This is a genomic window from Agromyces kandeliae (genome assembly GCF_009674665.1).
Lineage (GTDB): Bacteria > Actinomycetota > Actinomycetes > Actinomycetales > Microbacteriaceae > Agromyces > Agromyces kandeliae.
On sequence record NZ_WKJD01000018.1, the window covers coordinates 35,333 to 50,699 of the forward strand.

A 15,367-nucleotide genomic window follows, 5' to 3' on the forward strand; every position below is an offset into this window, starting at 1 on the left:
TACGGTGTTTCAAAATCAACCGATCGAACAGAACGCGAGAGGAGCTGACATGACCGCGACCGACGCCACGACCCCGACGACACCCTTGGCGATCAACGCCGACCCGGTCGTCCGGCGACGCATCGGCGCGATCACCGCGCGCGTCGCACTGCTCGCACCGGTCGTCGCGATCTACCTTCTCTTCTTCGTCTGGCCCGTGTTCAGCGTACTGCTGCGATCGCTGAGTCCCGACGGACGCTTCGACGCAGCGGCGCCGGTGATCGACCTCTCGAACTACCAGAAGATCTTCGTCGACGACTTCCTGCTGCGCATCGAGTGGCGCACTGTGCTGCTTGCGGTGAACTCGACGCTGCTCACCGTCCTCCTCGCGTTCCCGACGGCGTACTTCATCTCGAGGCTCTCGAAGCGCACCGCTGCCCTGCTGCTCCTGCTCATCCTCGTGCCGTTCTGGGTCTCCATCGTCGTGCGCCTCTTCGCCGTCACGTCGATTCTCAGCCCCAACGGCATCGTCAACCAGTTGAGCCTCGCACTCGGCCTCGGCGAGACGTCCCTGCTGTACACCCAGGCCGGCACGCTGGTCGGCACGGTCATGTACCTGCTGCCGTACATGGTGCTCGTGCTCTACGCGGGCATGACCTCGGTCGACGACAACCTCGTGCTCGCCGCGCGCACCATGGGCGCCTCGTCGGTGCGCACCTTCTTCACCGTCTACCTCCCCATGGTGCGGGGGTCGATCGTGAGCGGTGCGCTGCTCGTCTTCATCCTCGGCCTCAGCTTCTTCCTCGTGCCGGCGATCCTCGGCGGCCCGCAGGAGCAGACCATCTCGGTCTACATCCAGCAGCAGATCGACGTGTACCAGTGGGGCATCGCGAGCGCGATGGGCATCCTCCTGCTCATCGCGACCATCATCTGCTACGTCGGCGTGGTCAGGGTCGCGGGCAGCTTCCAGCCCGGCGGGATCGGCTCGGCGCAGGCGAAGGGCGTCAGCACGTCGCTGCCGTTCCGTTGGTCGCCGTGGATGGCCGGGTCGGCCGTCGTGAGCGTCGTCACCATCGCGTTCCTCGTGATCCCCGTGCTCTTCGTGTTCCCGCTCGCCGTCGGCGAGACGGGCACCGTCGTCTTCCCGCCGCGCGGCTTCACGCTGCGCTGGTTCGGCGAGGTCTTCACGAGCCAGACCTGGCTCGGACCGATCACGCAGAGCCTCATCGTCGCGCTCGGCACCGCCGTGCTCTCGGTCGGGATGGCGCTCGTGCTCGCCCGCATCACGAGCCGCATGACCTCGACCACCGGCAAGGCCGTCATCGGCGGCCTCGCCTTCGCGCCCATCGTCACGCCCGCGATCCTCCTCGCGATCGGCATCTTCGACGTCGAGCTCAGGCTCGGCCTCACCGGCACCGTGATCGGGCTCGTCTTCGCACACACGATCATCGCGTTCCCCCTGAGCTACGCCCTGATCAGCGCGGCGATGGGTTCGGCCGACCGCGGGATCGAAGCGGCCGCCTGGACGCTCGGCGCCTCGCGCGCCCGCGCCTTCTGGACCATCGTCGTGCGCGGCATCATGCCGAGCGTCGTCGGCGCCTTCGCCATCGCGTTCGTCACCTCGTGGGACGAGGTCGTGCTCGCACTGTTCGTCCAGACCGGACCCACCAAGACCCTCCCCGTCACGATCTACAAGTACCTCGAGAGCGGGATCGTGCCCACCGTGCCGGCCGTGGCCTCACTGCTCGTGCTCGTCGTCGTGCTCATCGTCGTCGTGCGCAGCGTGCTGAACCGCGCGACCGCCGACCGCGCCGCCCGCCGAGGGACCGTACGGCCCCCAGCCCGACAGGAGAAGCCATGACCCTCTCGACGCTCCGCCGTGCGAACGGCCCCCACGCCGCCGCCGTGGGCGAACGCCGCGGCGAGGTCGTCGTGTCCGACATCGGCCTCGACTACAACGGCGTGCCGGCCCTCGCCGACACCGACCTCCACGTGCACGCCGGTGAGTTCTTCACCCTGCTCGGCCCCAGCGGCTCGGGGAAGACGACCCTGCTCCGCATCATCGCGGGACTGCTCGACCCGGCGCGCGGCACCCTCCACATCGATGGAACGGATGTCACGCGCACCCCCACCCAGAAGCGCGACATCGGGTTCGTGTTCCAGAACTACGCGCTGTTCCCGCACCTCACGGTCGCCGAGAACATCGAGTACGGCCTCAAGGTGCGAAAGCTCCCCGCCGCGAAGCGCGCGGCCCGCGTCGCCGAGATGATCGAGCTCGTCGCCCTGGGCGGCTACGCCGGCCGCTACCCGGCCCAGCTCAGCGGCGGGCAGCAGCAGCGAGTCGCGCTCGGCCGCGCCCTCGCGCAGAACCCGCGCGTGCTGTTGCTCGACGAGCCGCTCGGCGCGCTCGATCGCGGCCTCCGCGAGGAGCTCGGCGCCGAGGTGCGACGGATCCAGCAGGAGTCGAACACCACGGCCGTCTACGTCACGCACGACCAGGAGGAGGCGTTCATCCTCTCCGACCGCATGGGCGTCATGCGCGACGGGCGCATCGTGCAACTCGGCACCCCCGAGCAGCTCTACCGCGAACCGAAGGACCTCTTCGTCGCGAAGTTCCTCGGCAAGACGAACCTGTTCCCCGGGCGCCTCACCGGGCGCGACGGGGCATCCGCACTCGTGCGCGTCGGCGACCACGACCTCGCCGCCCGCGCGAACCCCGCCATCCAGGGCGAGGACGTCGTCTGCTCGGTGCGCCCCGAGCAGCTCGTCCTCGGCGCAGTCGGCGACCCGGCGCAGCCCGGCCTCGAACGGCTCGCCGCCGCGACCGTGACCGAGGTCCGGTTCCTCGGTCAGCGCCGCAGCATCCACCTCGACGCCGACGGCATCGCCTGCGCCGCCGACCTCGACCCCTCGGCCCCCGTGCCCGTCGCCGGCGAGCATGTCTCGCTGCTCGTGCGGCCCGGCGAGGTCGCGCTCGTCGCGGCCGAGTAGTGCGCGGTCGCGGCATCGGCCCGACCTGCGTCACGTCCGCACCACCGCACCACCACAGCACGCACCACCACCGCACCACCACAGCACGCACCACCAACCAGCACCACGAGACACCTAGGAGCAGCCATGAGTACCATCCGTCGTCACCGCCTCCTCCTCGCAGGAGCGGCGACCCTCGCCTCGGCGATCGCCCTCACCTCGTGCGCGTCGAGCGGCACCGGCGCCTCGTCGGAGGACGGCGCCCTCAGCGGCGACATCCTCTTCTACGACACCAGCGGCGGGCAGGTGTGGGAGGAGCTCGACGCGACCCTGTTCGCCGACTTCACCGCCGCCACCGGCGTCACCGTGACCGACGACTACAACGAAGCCGCGACGAAGTTCTTCGCCGCCGCCGAGGCCGGTCAGGTGCCGTGGAGCCTCGCGTTCCTGCCCACCGTGAACGATGCCGAGAAGGCCGCCGAGGAGGGGTACCTCGCCGAGATCGATACGTCGATCGTGCCCGTCGACCAGCTCGTCGAGGGCACGTACAGCGACTACGGCATCGAAGTCGGCACGTTCGGCATGGTCCTCACGTGGGACGACGAGGCGTACCCCGGCGAGAAGCCGTCGGAGATGGCCGACCTCTGGGACCTCGACACGTTCCCCGGCAAGCGATGCTTCTTCAACAACCCCCAGTACGGTTGGACCCTCGAGGCCGCGCTCCTCGCTGACGGCGTCGCTCCCGACGCGCTCTACCCGCTCGACGTCGACCGTGCCCTCGCCAAGCTCGACGAGATCAAGGACGACATCACCTGGTGGACGAGCGGCGCCCAGTCGATCGAGTCCTTCGAGAACGGCTCGTGCGACATCGGCATCCTCTGGGCGAACCGCGCGTTCGTCGCGGCGTCCGAGAACGGCTTCCCCGCGTCGATCACGTGGAACGAGGCCGGCTACTCGAACTCCGTCTGGGCGATCCCCGCCGACGCGCCGAACGCCGCTGCGGCACAGGAGCTCCTCGCGAACGTCATCGAGAACACCGACGGGCAGATCGCCTTCGCGAGCAAGGTGCCCACGCCGATCCCCGCGTCGGTCGTCGGCCTCGAGCCCGCCTCGTTCCCCTCGGACGTGCAGCAGTTCCTCCCCATCGGCGACAACGTGACCGACTCGATCCGCCAGGACATCGGCTACTACTCCGAGAACATCGACGCCGTGCTCGACCAGTTCAACCGCTGGGTCGGCGAGTGACCTCGTGACCCCGTGATCCCGAACCGAGCGGATGCTGCGGCCGGCCGGCCGGTCGGCCGCGGCATCCGCGCGGCGCACCACACGAACCACCCCGAGAAGGAGCCACCCGGATGCGCATCGTCTGCATCGACACCGAAGCCCAGTACCGCGAGATCATCGAACGCGACGTCGTGACACCCCTGCGCGCCGCAGGCCACGAGTTCGCCTGGATCGAGGGCGGGCGATTCGACCGGCCCGAGGAGGCGATCGCCGCAGCACAGGGCTTCGAGGCGCTCTACATCATCGGCGACCAGGGCCCGCTGCCCGCAGGGCTGCTGGAGCAGACGCCGTCGCTTGAGCTCGTGAGCTTCGTCGGCACCGGTGCGCGCCGGTTCGTGGACATGGCCGAGGCCGAGCGCGCCGGCGTCACCGTGACGAACGTGCCCGACTTCGCGAGCCAGAGCGTCGCCGAGCACGCCATCGCCCTCATGTTCGCGGTCGCGCGCCGCGTCGTCGAGGGCGACGGCATCGTGCGCTCGGGCGGCTGGGCGAAGCACCAGGGGCTCAAGCTCGCGGGCTCGCGCATCGGCGTCGTCGGCGCCGGCGCCATCGGCGGCCGCGTCATCCGCCTCGCGAAGGGGCTCGGCATGGAGCCGGTCTACTGGAGCCGCACAGTCGACCCCGACCGCAGCGCCGCCCTCGGCGCCGAGCAGGTGAGCCTCGAGGAGCTCTTCGAGACCTCGCGCGTCGTGTCGGTCCACCTGACGCACTCGCCCGAGACTGATCGGCTCGTGAGTCGCGGGCTGCTCGAGCGGATGCGAGACGACGCGATCTTCGTGAACACCGCGCGCGCCGAGGTCGTCGACGGCCGGGCGCTCGACGACCTGCTCGCCGCAGGGCGCATCTTCGGCGCCGGGATCGACGTGTTCACGGAGGAGCCGCCCGCGACCGACGGACTGCCCGCGATCGCGAGCAACGCCGTGCTCACCCCGCACATCGGCTTCCACACCGACGAGGCCGACGACGTGTTCCGCCTCGCCGCCGAGAACATCCTCGCGTTCGCCTCCGGCGAGCCGACGAACGTCATCCGCTAGCGCCACCTACCGGCGACACCCACCGAGCACCATCCATCGAGGGAGCAACATCGCATGCAGATCCGACACGCCTCACACCCCGACGACGTCGCAGCACTGTCCAAGGCCGCGCTGCGCGAGCGCTTCGTCGCCGATGCGCTCTTCGTGCCGGGCGAGCAGGTGCTCGTCTACACCCACGAGGACCGCATGGTCATCGGCGGCGTCATGCCGATCCCCGGTGCCCCCATCGAACTCGAGGCGCCCGCCGCGCTGCGCAGCGAACGATTCTGCGATCGGCGCGAGCTCGCGGTGGTGCAGATCGGCACGGCCGGCACGGTCACGGTCGACGGCGTCGAGTACGCACTCGAGCACCGCGACGTGCTCTACGTCGGCCAGGGATCCAGGAGCATCACGTTCGGCGCCACGAGTGCCGGCGAGGCCGCGTTCTACCTCGCCTCGGCGCTCTCCTTCAGCGGTCACCCGACGACGCTCGTCCGCCTGCAGGACGCGCTCACCACGCGGACCGGGGATGCCGCGACCGCGAATCGGCGCACCGTGCACAAGCACATCCACGCCGACGGGGTTCGCAGCGACCAGCTGGTCCTGGGCATCACCTCGCTCGAGCCCGGGAGCGTGTGGAACAGCATGCCGCCGCACACGCACGACCGTCGCACCGAGATCTACCTGTACTTCGGCCTGCCGGAGGGTCATCGCGTCCAGCACGTGATGGGCGAACCCGACGACACGCGCACCCTCGTGCTGTCGGATCGGGACGCGGTGATCTCGCCGAGCTGGTCGGTCCACTTCGGCTCCGGCACGACCGACTACGCGTTCGTCTGGGTCATGGCCGGCGAGAACCAGGCGTTCACCGACATGGACCAGGTCGCCGTCACGGCACTCGCATGAGACCGGTGGCCGCTACCGTAGGGGCCACCCCGCGACATCCGGTCGGCACCACAGAACCCACTCCGAGAGGAACCCCGATGGTCGACACGTCTGCGAGCCGGCGCGATGCCGGAGGCACGACTGGAACGCAAAGCGTTGACCGCGCGCTGCAGGTGCTGCTCCAGGTCGCGGAGAGTCCGCCGCCGGGTCTGACGCTCGCCGCCTGCAGCTCGATCCTCGGCTACTCCAAGCCGACGACGATGCGCATCCTGAGGACGCTCGAAGCGCGGCAGTTCCTCCGATTCGACGACGAGCTCGGCGTGTACACGCTCGGCCTCGCGACGGTCCAGCTCGGGGCGGAGTACCTGAACCGGCTCGACCTGCGCAGGGCGGCCCTTCCCTCGATGCGGGCCCTCGTCGAGGAGACGCAGGAGACCGCGCACCTCGGCGTGCTGAGCGGAACCGACGTCGTCTACATCGAGCTCGTCGACAGTCCGCACCCCGTGCGCGTCTTCAGCCGTGTCGGTACCGCAGTGCCCGCATATGCGACGGCGATCGGCAAGGCGATCCTGGCCTGGACTCCCGAGAGCACGCGGTCGGCCCACGTGCCGCAGCCGCTCGTGGCCCGCACGCCGTACACCATCGACTCCGAGGCGGCGCTCGAGGCCGATCTCGCCGAGACGCGCGAGCGCGGGTACGCGATCGACGATCAGGAGAATCGGGAGGGCATCCGAGGGTTCGCCGCCCCCGTCTTCGACTTCCAGGGCCGAGCGATCGCCGCGGTCAGCATCGCCGGCCCGGCGACCCGGGTCACGCCCGACGCCGCCGGGGACCTCGGTGCTCGCATCATCGAGACCGCGGGGGAGATCTCCGCGTCGATGGGGGCTCCCGGGAACGCGGCGTGAACGCAGGGGCGGTCTCGGAGCGGACGCCACGTCTCGCGGTCGTGACGGGTGCGAGCAGGGGCATCGGTCGTGCGATCGCGCTGCGACTCGCTCGAGACGGTGCCGACATCGTCGGGGCGGGTTCATCGATCGACGGACTCGCAGCCGTCGCCGCGGAGGTGCGCCGTCTCGGACGGCGGTTCCATCCGATGGCCGCGGACCTGGCGGATCCGGACGCCGCGCTCGACCTCGCCGCGCGCATCGAGGATCACCACGGCACGCCCGACGTGCTCGTGCAGGCTGCCGGCATCAATCGTCGGGCACCGGCAGTGGAGCACTCCACGCTGGACTGGGACGACGTCGTCGGAGTCAACCTGCGCTCGCCGTTCATCCTCGCGCGCGAGTTCGGCCGGGGGATGGTGCGGCGGGGGAGCGGGAGGATCGTCTTCGTCGCCTCGCTGCTCAGCTTCCAGGGTGGACTCACGGTGCCCGGCTACGCCGCGAGCAAGGGCGGGGTGGCGCAGCTCACGAAGGCGCTGGCGAACGAATGGGCCGCATCCGGCGTGAACGTCAACGCCATCGCCCCCGGCTACGTCGCGACCGACATGAACGACGCGCTGCAGGCCGACCCGGTGCGCCATCGGCAGATCTCGGAGCGGATCCCTGCGGGACGGTGGGCGCGCCCGGACGACATCGCCGGCGCGGTGGCCTTCCTCACGTCGCCTGACGCCGACTACGTGCACGGGGTCGTGCTGCCCGTCGACGGAGGGTGGCTCGCGCGCTGAGCGCCGCGATCCCGTGACAAGACTCACGGCGCCGATCGCCGGGACCGAACCGCCCGGTATCGTCACGGGCATGGATCTTCAGCTGCAGGGTCGTGTCGTGCTGGTGGTCGGCGGCGCAGGGTACATCGGATCTGCGATCGTCTCGCGCCTGCGCGAGGAAGGCGCCGAGGTCGTCGCGGCGTCGCGTCGCGACACCGCCGACCTGGTGATCGACGGCGGCGACGACGCATCCGTCACGGCCGGGTTCGCCCGCCTCCTGGAGGACTTCGGGCGCCTGGATGCGCTCGTCGTGACGGCGGCGCCGTCTGCCCGCACGCTCGACCAGTCGAAGAACTCGGATCCCGCCCAGGTTCTGGAGGGGGTCGACCGCAAGGCGATGACCTTCCTGCGCCTGGCGAACGCCGCGCTCGGGCCGATGCGGGAGGCCGGGTTCGGCCGGATCGTCGGCATCAGCGGCCAGAACGCCCTGCTGACCGGCAACGTCACCGGATCGGTGCGCAACGCCGCATTGACGATCGCCGCCAAGGGCCTCGCCGACGCGGCGGCCGGCACGGGCGTCACCGTGAACGTCGTCAGCCCGGGCATGGTGACGGACACGCCGTCGGCCGAGGTCCAGCTCGCACACGGCGGCGAGTCGAGCCCGGAGCAGATCGCCGACCTCGTCGCATTCCTGGTGTCGCCCCGTGCGGGAGCCATCTCGGGCGAGACGGTCAACATCGGGCACCGCGTGCTCGGCGTGACCCACCTCTAGGGACCGCAGGCCGCCGCAGGCCGCGACGGCCCGCCTACTCCACGAGCTTCCCCACCGTCGACACCTCGCGCTCCATGAGCGCCGCGATCACCTCCGGGATCGGCGGGATCGACTCGCGCGTCACGCCCGTCGACGGCGACCAGACGAGGTTGACCTGCAGGGCGGCATCCGTCTCGGGGAAGTCGGAGCGGTTGTGGCACCCGCGGGTCTCGCGTCGCTCGAGTGCGGCCTCGAGGGTCGCACGGGCGGCGAGCGCCGCCGACTTCAGGTCGAAGGCGTGGGCGAGGTCCTGGTAGCCGGCGAGGTCGGGGTGCACGCCGATGTCGGCCATGCGGGCCACGATCGCGTCCAGTTCGGCGAGGCCTGCGCGCAGGCCGGCTTCGTCGCGGACGACTCCGGCGTGCTCGGTCATGGTGTTGCGGATGGCACGCTGGAGCGCGCGCACGTTCTCCGGGCCATCCGCCGCGAGGAGCGCGTCGATCTCGATCCGGGCGGCGTCGACCGCCGACGCCGAGCGCTTCTGGGCCGACAGCCCGCGCGAGTAATCCGCGGCGGCCTGCCCGACGATGCGGCCGAACACGAGCAGCTCGATGAGCGAGTTGCCGCCGAGGCGGTTGGCGCCGTGCAGGCCGGAGGAGGCCTCACCGATCGCGTAGAGCCCTGGGACATCCGTACCGTGGTCGTCGGGGCGCACCCACACGCCGCCCATCGAGTAGTGGGCGGTGGGTGCGATCTCGATCGGCTCCGTGGTGATGTCGCGCATCTGCAGTTCGAGCATCGTCTGGTAGACGCGGGGGAGGCGCCGCATGATCGTCTCGCGGGGCAGGTGCGAGACGTCGAGCCAGACGCCGCCGTTGGGCGTGCCGCGGCCCTCCTTGATCTCGGTGTACGCGGCGAGGGCGACGCGGTCGCGGGTCGAGAGCTCCATGCGCTCCGGGTCGTAGTTCGCCATGAAGCGCTCGCCGAGGGCGTTGGTGAGGATGCCGCCCTCGCCGCGGGCCGCCTCGCTGATGAGGGTGCCCGCCGCGTTCTCGGGCTCGAGGATGCCGGAGGGGTGGAACTGCACGAGCTCGGGGTCGCGCACGCGGCCGCCCGCCTCGACGGCGAGGCGCCACGAGTCGCCCGTGTTCTCGTCGCGTCGCGACGACGTGCGCCGCCAGATGCGGTTGTGACCGCCTGCGGCGAGGATCACGGCGTCGGCGTGGATGAGGTAGCGCGTGCCGTCCTCGAGGTCGAAGCCGTAGGCGCCGAAGACCGCGCCGTCGTCGTTCACGAGGATGCGCGTGACGTAGACCGTGTCGAGGATCGGCACGTTCAGCTGCGCGGCGCGGTTGACGAGCGTGCGCTGGATCTCGAGGCCCGTGTAGTCGCCCGCGAATGCGGTGCGGCGGAAGGTGTGGGCGCCGAAGAAGCGCTGCGAGATGCGGCCGTCCTCCTCGCGGGCGAACGGCATGCCGTAGCGCTCGAGGTCCTGGATGCCGCGGGCCGCGCCCTTGGTCACGGTCTCGACCGTGCGCGGGTCGGCGAGGAGGTAGCTCTCCTTCAGGGTGTCGGCGGCGTGCTGCTGCCAGCTGTCGTCGGCGTCCATGGTGCCGAGGGCGGCGTTGATGCCGCCGGCAGCGAGCGAGGTGTGCGCGTCGGACTTCGCGCGCTTGCCGAGCGCGAGCACGTCGACGCCGGCCTCGGCGAGCTCGATGGCGGCGCGCAGGCCCGAGCCGCCCGTCCCGATGACGAGGACGGTCGTGGAGATCTGGCGCTCAGGGGCGGTGGTGGTGCCGGGGGAGGTCATGCGCTCAACGGTAGGTTCGAGACGATGATGCGTCCAATGCATCTTCCGTCTACTGACGATGCATCAGCGCTATTGAACCCGTAGGCTTCCGCCATGAACCTCGAGCAGCTCCGGTCGTTCGTCGAGGTCGCGCGGTTCGGCAACTTCACGCGCGCCGCCGAGGAGCTCTACCTCGCACAACCGTCGCTCAGCCGCCAGATCGCGGCGCTCGAGCAGGACCTCGGCGCCGAGCTCTTCCATCGCGCGCGCGGCGGCTCGACGCTCACCGTCGCGGGGGAATCGCTGCTGCCGCTCGCGAGGCGCATGCTCGCCGACGCCGAGTCGGTGCGACGCGAACTCGCCGAGCTCGCGGGCCTCGAGCGCGGCCGCGTGCGGCTCGGCGCGACGCCCACGCTCTGCATCAGCCTCGTCGCCGAGGTGCTGAGCACCTTCCACGCCGAGCACCCGGCCATCGAGCTGCACCTCTCGGAGCAGGGCTCGCGGCGCCTGCTCGACGAGCTCGCCGGCGGCGAGCTCGACCTCGCGCTCGTGACGACGACGGATGCCACGGCCCCGGGCCGATTCACCGTGACGCCGCTCCTCGTCGAGGAGCTCGTCGTCGTGTCATCCGCCGCCGCCCCGCCGGTCACGTCACGCGAGACGATCTCGCTCGCCGAGGTCGCCCGGTTGCCGCAGGTCGTCTTCAGCTCGACCTACGACCTGCGGGCCGCGACGGATGCCGCGTTCCGTGCCGCGTCGCTCGAACCCGAGGTCGTCCTGGAGGGCGCCGAGATGGACGCCGTGCTGCGATTCGTCGAGCGCGGGCTCGGCGTCGCGATCGTGCCCGCGCTCGTGCTCATCGACCGCCCCGGGCTTCGGGCGGTGCGGCTCGCCGAGCGCGCGCTTGACCGCACGATCAGCCTGGCGCGACCGGCGGATGTCGCGCCGACCGCGGCCGTCGAGGTCATGCGGCGGACGATCGCGGCGGAGGCGACGGCGTTCGCGGCGCGCGCGGGGGAGACGATGCGGTCGGCGCCCTGACCACCGCGCGCTCGATGGTTCGTGGCGCCCGTTTGGAGCTATCCCACTGCGATGCTCGACTTCCATCGAGATTTCCTCAATCTTTCCGTCAGAGTTTCCATGGCCGAACGCCGCGAGGCAGTACAACTTCCCCCAACCCGAACTCGACTGCAGTGGAACTGGGGGGTCTCATGCGTTGGGTATGGTTCAGGGTCGCCGCCGCGATCGTCGCGGGAACGGGCGTCCTCGCCGGACTTCTGGTGAACGTCGACCGCGCGATGCGCGACGGCCAGGATCTCGGGCTCGTGCTGGCGAACTACTTCAGCATGTTCACGATCGTGTCGTCGATCCTCAGCATCGTGGTGCTGTCGGTCGCGGCGCACTGGATGCGCCGGCATCCGGGCACCTCGCCCGAGCCGGCCGGCATCGCGCTGGCGATCGCCGCCGTCACCGGTCCGGTGATCCTGCTCGGCGTGGTGTTCAACGTGCTGCTCCGCGGCGCGCCGCCCGCCATCGCGGCGACCGACCCGCTCTGGGTCGCGAACCTGGATTCGTGGGCCACGGAGACCCTGCACGTCGTCCTGCCCGCGTACTTCGTGTTCGACCTGCTCTTCGCCTCCAGGCGGCGCGGGCTCCGGTGGGGATCGCTCGCGGTCATCGTCAGCTATCCGCTGGTCTGGACGATCTACACGATGCTGCGCGGGGAGCTCGTGCCGAACCCGGACGGGAGTGCGGAGTGGTGGTATCCGTACGGGTTCCTGGACCCGCACATCGCCGGGTACGGGTCGGCGTTCGGGTACATCGGCGGCATCCTGTTCGCGTTCCTGCTGCTCGGGGTCGCGATCATCGGCATCGGCCGGTCCCGTGAACGCTACGCCGCCACCCATCCGGGGGTGGCACGGCTCCGGATCGGTGCGCTTCCCGGCCAGGTCGTCGCCTGGTTCCGCCGTCTTCGTCACCGGCCGTCGGGTCCGTCGGCGGGGTGATCGCCGACCCGAGTCGGACACGGCGGATGCCGCGGGGCTGACCCCGCGGCACCCGCTGCCGATCGGCGATCGGCGGTCACATCCCGGGGATCTCGAGCGCCTCGAGCACCTCGATCGTGCCGACCTTCAGGTGCGGGTGGCCGTCCATGAGGGCGACGGCCGCGTCGGCATCCGCGGCCTCGACGATCGAGTAGCCGGCGACGTCCGACGACGAGTCGGATGCGCCCGACGAGGCCACGGCGCGGCCGTTGCCGAGGGGCGAGCCGAAGTCGGCCAAGGCACCGCCGACCTTCCCTGCCCAGGCCATCCACTCCTGCATCTCGGCCTGGCCCTCCTCGGGCGACTGCTGCATCTGCTCTTCCGCGCTGACGTCGGCCCGGTACAGCACGAGGTACTTCGCCATCTCCTCTTCCCCTTCGTCAGGAGCGCGACGCCGACCTCGTGACGAGCCTCGGCGCGCGCCATCGGGGCCGACGCTACTCCGGTGCCGGTCGTGCCGCATCCGCCGCGATGCCCTCGGTGCTCGGCCCGCACCTCGGCGTTCGATGCGTCGGCGTGGGCGCGCCCGCCCGCGGGTTCCGCGTCATACGCCAGTGCTGCCGGCGTCATCCCCTTGACATCCGGACGCCGCGCTTGACACTGTAGAACGGTCAACAAAGTGTAGATCGATCTACGGATCGATGCCTTCGAGGAAGAGGGAAATCCACCATGAAGTTGCCCATCACACCACGACGCGTGCGTGACCGTGAAACGAATCAACCGGAGAAGACGCGGGCGGTTCCCGCCTTCGCTCGGCGGCGCAGGGGGGTGGTGGCGGCGCTCGCGGCATCCGCTCTCGCCGTGCCCGCACTCTTCACGGTCGCCGCCCCGGCGGCCGCCGAGGAGGTCGACTGCGCGACCGTGCCGTGGATGGACGCGTCGCTGAGCGCGGACGAGCGGGCGACCGCGCTGCTCGACGCCAGCAGCCAGCACCAGAAGTACCGGTGGCTCGTGGAGCAGCCGGCGAACGACCCGACCCGCACGACGTGGAACCCCGCGTTCGCCGGCGAGGCGAACGTCGTGTACCCGGCACAGCTGCCGTGCACGCCCGTCGTCGTCTACGCCAACGGACCCGACGGCGTCTACCTCTCGGCGGGCACGACCGCGTGGCCCGGGCCCATCGCCGTGGCCGCGACCTGGAACCTCGAACTCGGCGAGGAGAAGGCGATCGCGCACGGCAGCGAGTCGTTCGACAAGCGCAGCGCCGTCATCCTCGGACCGGGCATCGCCTCGGGCCGGACCCCGCTCTCGGGCCGCGGCTCCGAGTACTTCGGCGAGGACCCCGTGCTCTCGGGCCTCATGGCCGCGGCGAACGTGCGCGGACTCGAGGACGGCAACCCCGACAAGCCGATCATCGCGAACCTGAAGCACTACGTCGCGAACGAGCAGGAGGAGGCCCGCCAGTCGAGCTCGTCGAACATGGACGAGCGCACGTTCAAGCAGATCTACGACCTGCCGTACGAGATCGCCGTCCGCAACAGCGACCCCGGCAGCCTCATGTGCTCCTACAACCAGGTCAACGGCGTGTACGCGTGCGAGAACGACATCCTCACCACGAGCCTGCGGCAGGACTACCCGTTCGAGGGCTACGTGATGAGCGACTTCGGGTCGGTGCACTCGACCGCCCCGTCGCTCAACGCCGGACTCGACCAGGAGCTCAACCGCCCGCGCTGGTTCAGCCCCGCGCGACTCGACGCCGCACTCGCCGCGGGTGAGATCACCCAGGAGCGGATCGACGAGGCCGCCTTCCGCGTCGTGCACTCCTACATCGCTGGCGGGCTCTTCGACCACCCGGTGCCCGCGACGCCCGTCGCGGACGTGTCGACGCCCGAGCACAAGGCGCTCGCCAAGGAGATCGCCGAGCAGAGCACCGTGCTGCTGAAGAACGAGGGCGTGCTGCCGCTCGCCGAGGGCGACCTCACGGTCGCCGTCATCGGCCAGACCGCCTCGACGACGCCGACCGGCGGCGTCAGCGCCAAGACCGGCTGCGCGTGGGACTTCCCGTTCGGTCCTCCCGGAAATCAAGCGCTGAACTGCAACGCGATCGTGGACCCGCTGACCGCGCTCACCGAGCGCGTCGGTGACGCCGGCGGTTCGGTGGTCTACGACAACGGTGCCGACCCGGCGCAGGCAGCGGATGTCGCGGCGGCGGCCGACGTCGCCCTCGTCTTCGGGTACTACACCATGGGCGAGACCAAGGACCTCTCCGACCTGCGACTCGACGGCAACGGCGACGCGCTGATCGAGGCCGTCGCCGCGGCGGCACCGAAGACCGTCGCCGTGCTCAATGCCGGCTCGGCGGTCGAGATGCCGTGGATCGACGACGTCGACGCCGTGTTCCACGCCTGGCACTCGGGCGAGCAGTTCGGCCCGGCGCTTGCCGAGCTCGTGTACGGCGACGTGAACCCGTCGGGCAAGCTCCCGATGACGTTCCCGGTCTCCGTCGAGGACACGCCGACGGCGCAGTCCGAGGCGCAGTACCCGGGCATCGCCGATGCCGAGGGAACCCTCCAGGTCGACTACAGCGAGGGCCTGAAGGTCGGCTACCGCTGGTACGAGGCCGAGGGCATCGAGCCGCTGTTCGAGTTCGGACACGGCCTGAGCTACACCGAGTTCGCGTACGACAAGGTCAGCGTCACGCCGAAGTCGACCTCGGGCGACAAGGAGATCCGCGTGCGGTTCCGCCTCGCCAACACGGGTGACGTCGCGGGCACCGAGGTCGCGCAGGTCTACCTCGAGCTGCCGAGCTCGACCGGTGAGCCCTCGAAGCGCCTCATCGGGTGGGAGCGCGTGACGCTCGAGCCCGGCGAGCACCGCAACGTGCAGGTGACGCTGTCGGCCGAGGACCTCGCCGACATGCACCTGCTCGAGTACTGGGACACCGCGGCCGGTGACTGGGCCACTGCGGCCGGCACCTACGAGGTGACCGTCGGCGGCTCCGTCGACGCGGATGCCGCGGCCTCCTTCGCCGTGAAGTAGGCGCGGAGCCCGACGCCGGGTGGG

The 15,367-nt window shown here is 70.6% G+C and carries 13 protein-coding genes; 11 read left to right on the forward strand and 2 right to left on the reverse strand.

Annotation, left to right across the window (positions count from 1 at the left end; translation table 11 throughout):
* The first annotated feature begins 49 nt into the window (after positions 1 to 49).
* The 8 genes from GJR97_RS12945 (at position 50) to GJR97_RS12980 (ending at position 8,551) form a co-directional block, all read left to right on the forward strand.
* Entirely contained in the window at positions 50 to 1,840 is a 1,791-nt protein-coding gene (locus tag GJR97_RS12945) for an ABC transporter permease (RefSeq protein WP_154347118.1), read from the forward strand.
* The gene (locus tag GJR97_RS12950; protein WP_154347120.1) at positions 1,837 to 2,970 is read left to right on the forward strand and encodes an ABC transporter ATP-binding protein; all 1,134 of its coding nucleotides are present in this window, start codon (positions 1,837 to 1,839) and stop codon (positions 2,968 to 2,970) included. The genes GJR97_RS12945 and GJR97_RS12950 overlap by 4 nt, the downstream gene beginning before the upstream one ends.
* 126 nt (positions 2,971 to 3,096) lie before the next feature.
* Positions 3,097 to 4,194 carry an extracellular solute-binding protein gene (locus GJR97_RS12955; RefSeq protein WP_154347122.1) on the forward strand — a complete coding sequence of 366 codons (1,098 nt, stop codon included), beginning with the start codon at positions 3,097 to 3,099 and terminating at the stop codon, positions 4,192 to 4,194.
* Positions 4,195 to 4,304: 110 nt separating this feature from the next.
* Positions 4,305 to 5,267, forward strand: coding sequence for a 2-hydroxyacid dehydrogenase (locus tag GJR97_RS12960; protein ID WP_154347123.1), 963 nt, complete (start codon positions 4,305 to 4,307; stop codon positions 5,265 to 5,267).
* A gap of 54 nt (positions 5,268 to 5,321) precedes the next feature.
* Positions 5,322 to 6,152 carry a 5-dehydro-4-deoxy-D-glucuronate isomerase gene (gene kduI, locus GJR97_RS12965; protein ID WP_154347125.1) on the forward strand — a complete coding sequence of 277 codons (831 nt, stop codon included), beginning with the start codon at positions 5,322 to 5,324 and terminating at the stop codon, positions 6,150 to 6,152.
* 77 nt (positions 6,153 to 6,229) lie between these two features.
* On the forward strand, positions 6,230 to 7,036 hold the full coding sequence (locus tag GJR97_RS12970) for an IclR family transcriptional regulator (protein ID WP_195760710.1): 807 nt from the start codon (positions 6,230 to 6,232) through the stop codon (positions 7,034 to 7,036).
* Positions 7,033 to 7,800 (forward strand): SDR family oxidoreductase, encoded by a 768-nt coding sequence (locus GJR97_RS12975; RefSeq protein WP_324613474.1) that lies wholly within the window; start codon positions 7,033 to 7,035, stop codon positions 7,798 to 7,800. Before GJR97_RS12970 ends, GJR97_RS12975 begins: the two co-directional genes overlap by 4 nt.
* 70 nt (positions 7,801 to 7,870) lie before the next feature.
* Positions 7,871 to 8,551, forward strand: coding sequence for an SDR family NAD(P)-dependent oxidoreductase (locus GJR97_RS12980; RefSeq protein WP_154347129.1), 681 nt, complete (start codon positions 7,871 to 7,873; stop codon positions 8,549 to 8,551).
* 34 nt (positions 8,552 to 8,585) lie between these two features.
* Here GJR97_RS12980 and GJR97_RS12985 read toward each other — a convergent pair whose 3' ends face one another.
* Positions 8,586 to 10,340: an L-aspartate oxidase gene (locus tag GJR97_RS12985; RefSeq protein WP_154347131.1), complete on the reverse strand. Its 1,755-nt coding sequence runs from the start codon at positions 10,338 to 10,340 to the stop codon at positions 8,586 to 8,588.
* Positions 10,341 to 10,433: 93 nt separating this feature from the next.
* Between GJR97_RS12985 and GJR97_RS12990 the strand changes: the two genes are divergently transcribed.
* Positions 10,434 to 11,360, forward strand: a complete 927-nt coding sequence (locus tag GJR97_RS12990; RefSeq protein ID WP_154347133.1) for a LysR family transcriptional regulator — start codon at positions 10,434 to 10,436, stop codon at positions 11,358 to 11,360.
* A 170-nt stretch (positions 11,361 to 11,530) separates the two neighbouring features.
* Complete coding sequence (locus GJR97_RS12995) at positions 11,531 to 12,325, forward strand: Pr6Pr family membrane protein (RefSeq protein WP_154347134.1); 795 nt, start codon at positions 11,531 to 11,533, stop codon at positions 12,323 to 12,325.
* Positions 12,326 to 12,401: 76 nt separating this feature from the next.
* Here GJR97_RS12995 and GJR97_RS13000 read toward each other — a convergent pair whose 3' ends face one another.
* Entirely contained in the window at positions 12,402 to 12,728 is a 327-nt protein-coding gene (locus GJR97_RS13000) for a YciI family protein (protein WP_195760711.1), read from the reverse strand.
* A 437-nt stretch (positions 12,729 to 13,165) separates the two neighbouring features.
* On the opposite strand from GJR97_RS13000, the gene GJR97_RS13005 reads away from it, so the two are divergent.
* Positions 13,166 to 15,343 carry a beta-glucosidase gene (locus tag GJR97_RS13005; protein WP_324613475.1) on the forward strand — a complete coding sequence of 726 codons (2,178 nt, stop codon included), beginning with the start codon at positions 13,166 to 13,168 and terminating at the stop codon, positions 15,341 to 15,343.
* The last annotated feature ends 24 nt before the right edge of the window (positions 15,344 to 15,367 follow it).

Bases quoted from the DNA above. Each gene is read 5' to 3' on its own strand.
- GJR97_RS12945 (WP_154347118.1), top strand. From the start codon at position 50: ATGACCGCGACCGACGCCACGACCCCGACGACACCCTTGGCGATCAAC.
- GJR97_RS12950 (WP_154347120.1), top strand. From the start codon at position 1,837: ATGACCCTCTCGACGCTCCGCCGTGCGAACGGCCCCCACGCCGCCGCC.
- GJR97_RS12955 (WP_154347122.1), top strand. From the start codon at position 3,097: ATGAGTACCATCCGTCGTCACCGCCTCCTCCTCGCAGGAGCGGCGACC.
- GJR97_RS12960 (WP_154347123.1), top strand. From the start codon at position 4,305: ATGCGCATCGTCTGCATCGACACCGAAGCCCAGTACCGCGAGATCATC.
- kduI (WP_154347125.1), top strand. From the start codon at position 5,322: ATGCAGATCCGACACGCCTCACACCCCGACGACGTCGCAGCACTGTCC.
- GJR97_RS12970 (WP_195760710.1), top strand. From the start codon at position 6,230: ATGGTCGACACGTCTGCGAGCCGGCGCGATGCCGGAGGCACGACTGGA.
- GJR97_RS12980 (WP_154347129.1), top strand. From the start codon at position 7,871: ATGGATCTTCAGCTGCAGGGTCGTGTCGTGCTGGTGGTCGGCGGCGCA.
- GJR97_RS12985 (WP_154347131.1), bottom strand. From the start codon at position 10,340: ATGACCTCCCCCGGCACCACCACCGCCCCTGAGCGCCAGATCTCCACG.
- GJR97_RS12990 (WP_154347133.1), top strand. From the start codon at position 10,434: ATGAACCTCGAGCAGCTCCGGTCGTTCGTCGAGGTCGCGCGGTTCGGC.
- GJR97_RS12995 (WP_154347134.1), top strand. From the start codon at position 11,531: ATGCGTTGGGTATGGTTCAGGGTCGCCGCCGCGATCGTCGCGGGAACG.
- GJR97_RS13000 (WP_195760711.1), bottom strand. From the start codon at position 12,728: ATGGCGAAGTACCTCGTGCTGTACCGGGCCGACGTCAGCGCGGAAGAG.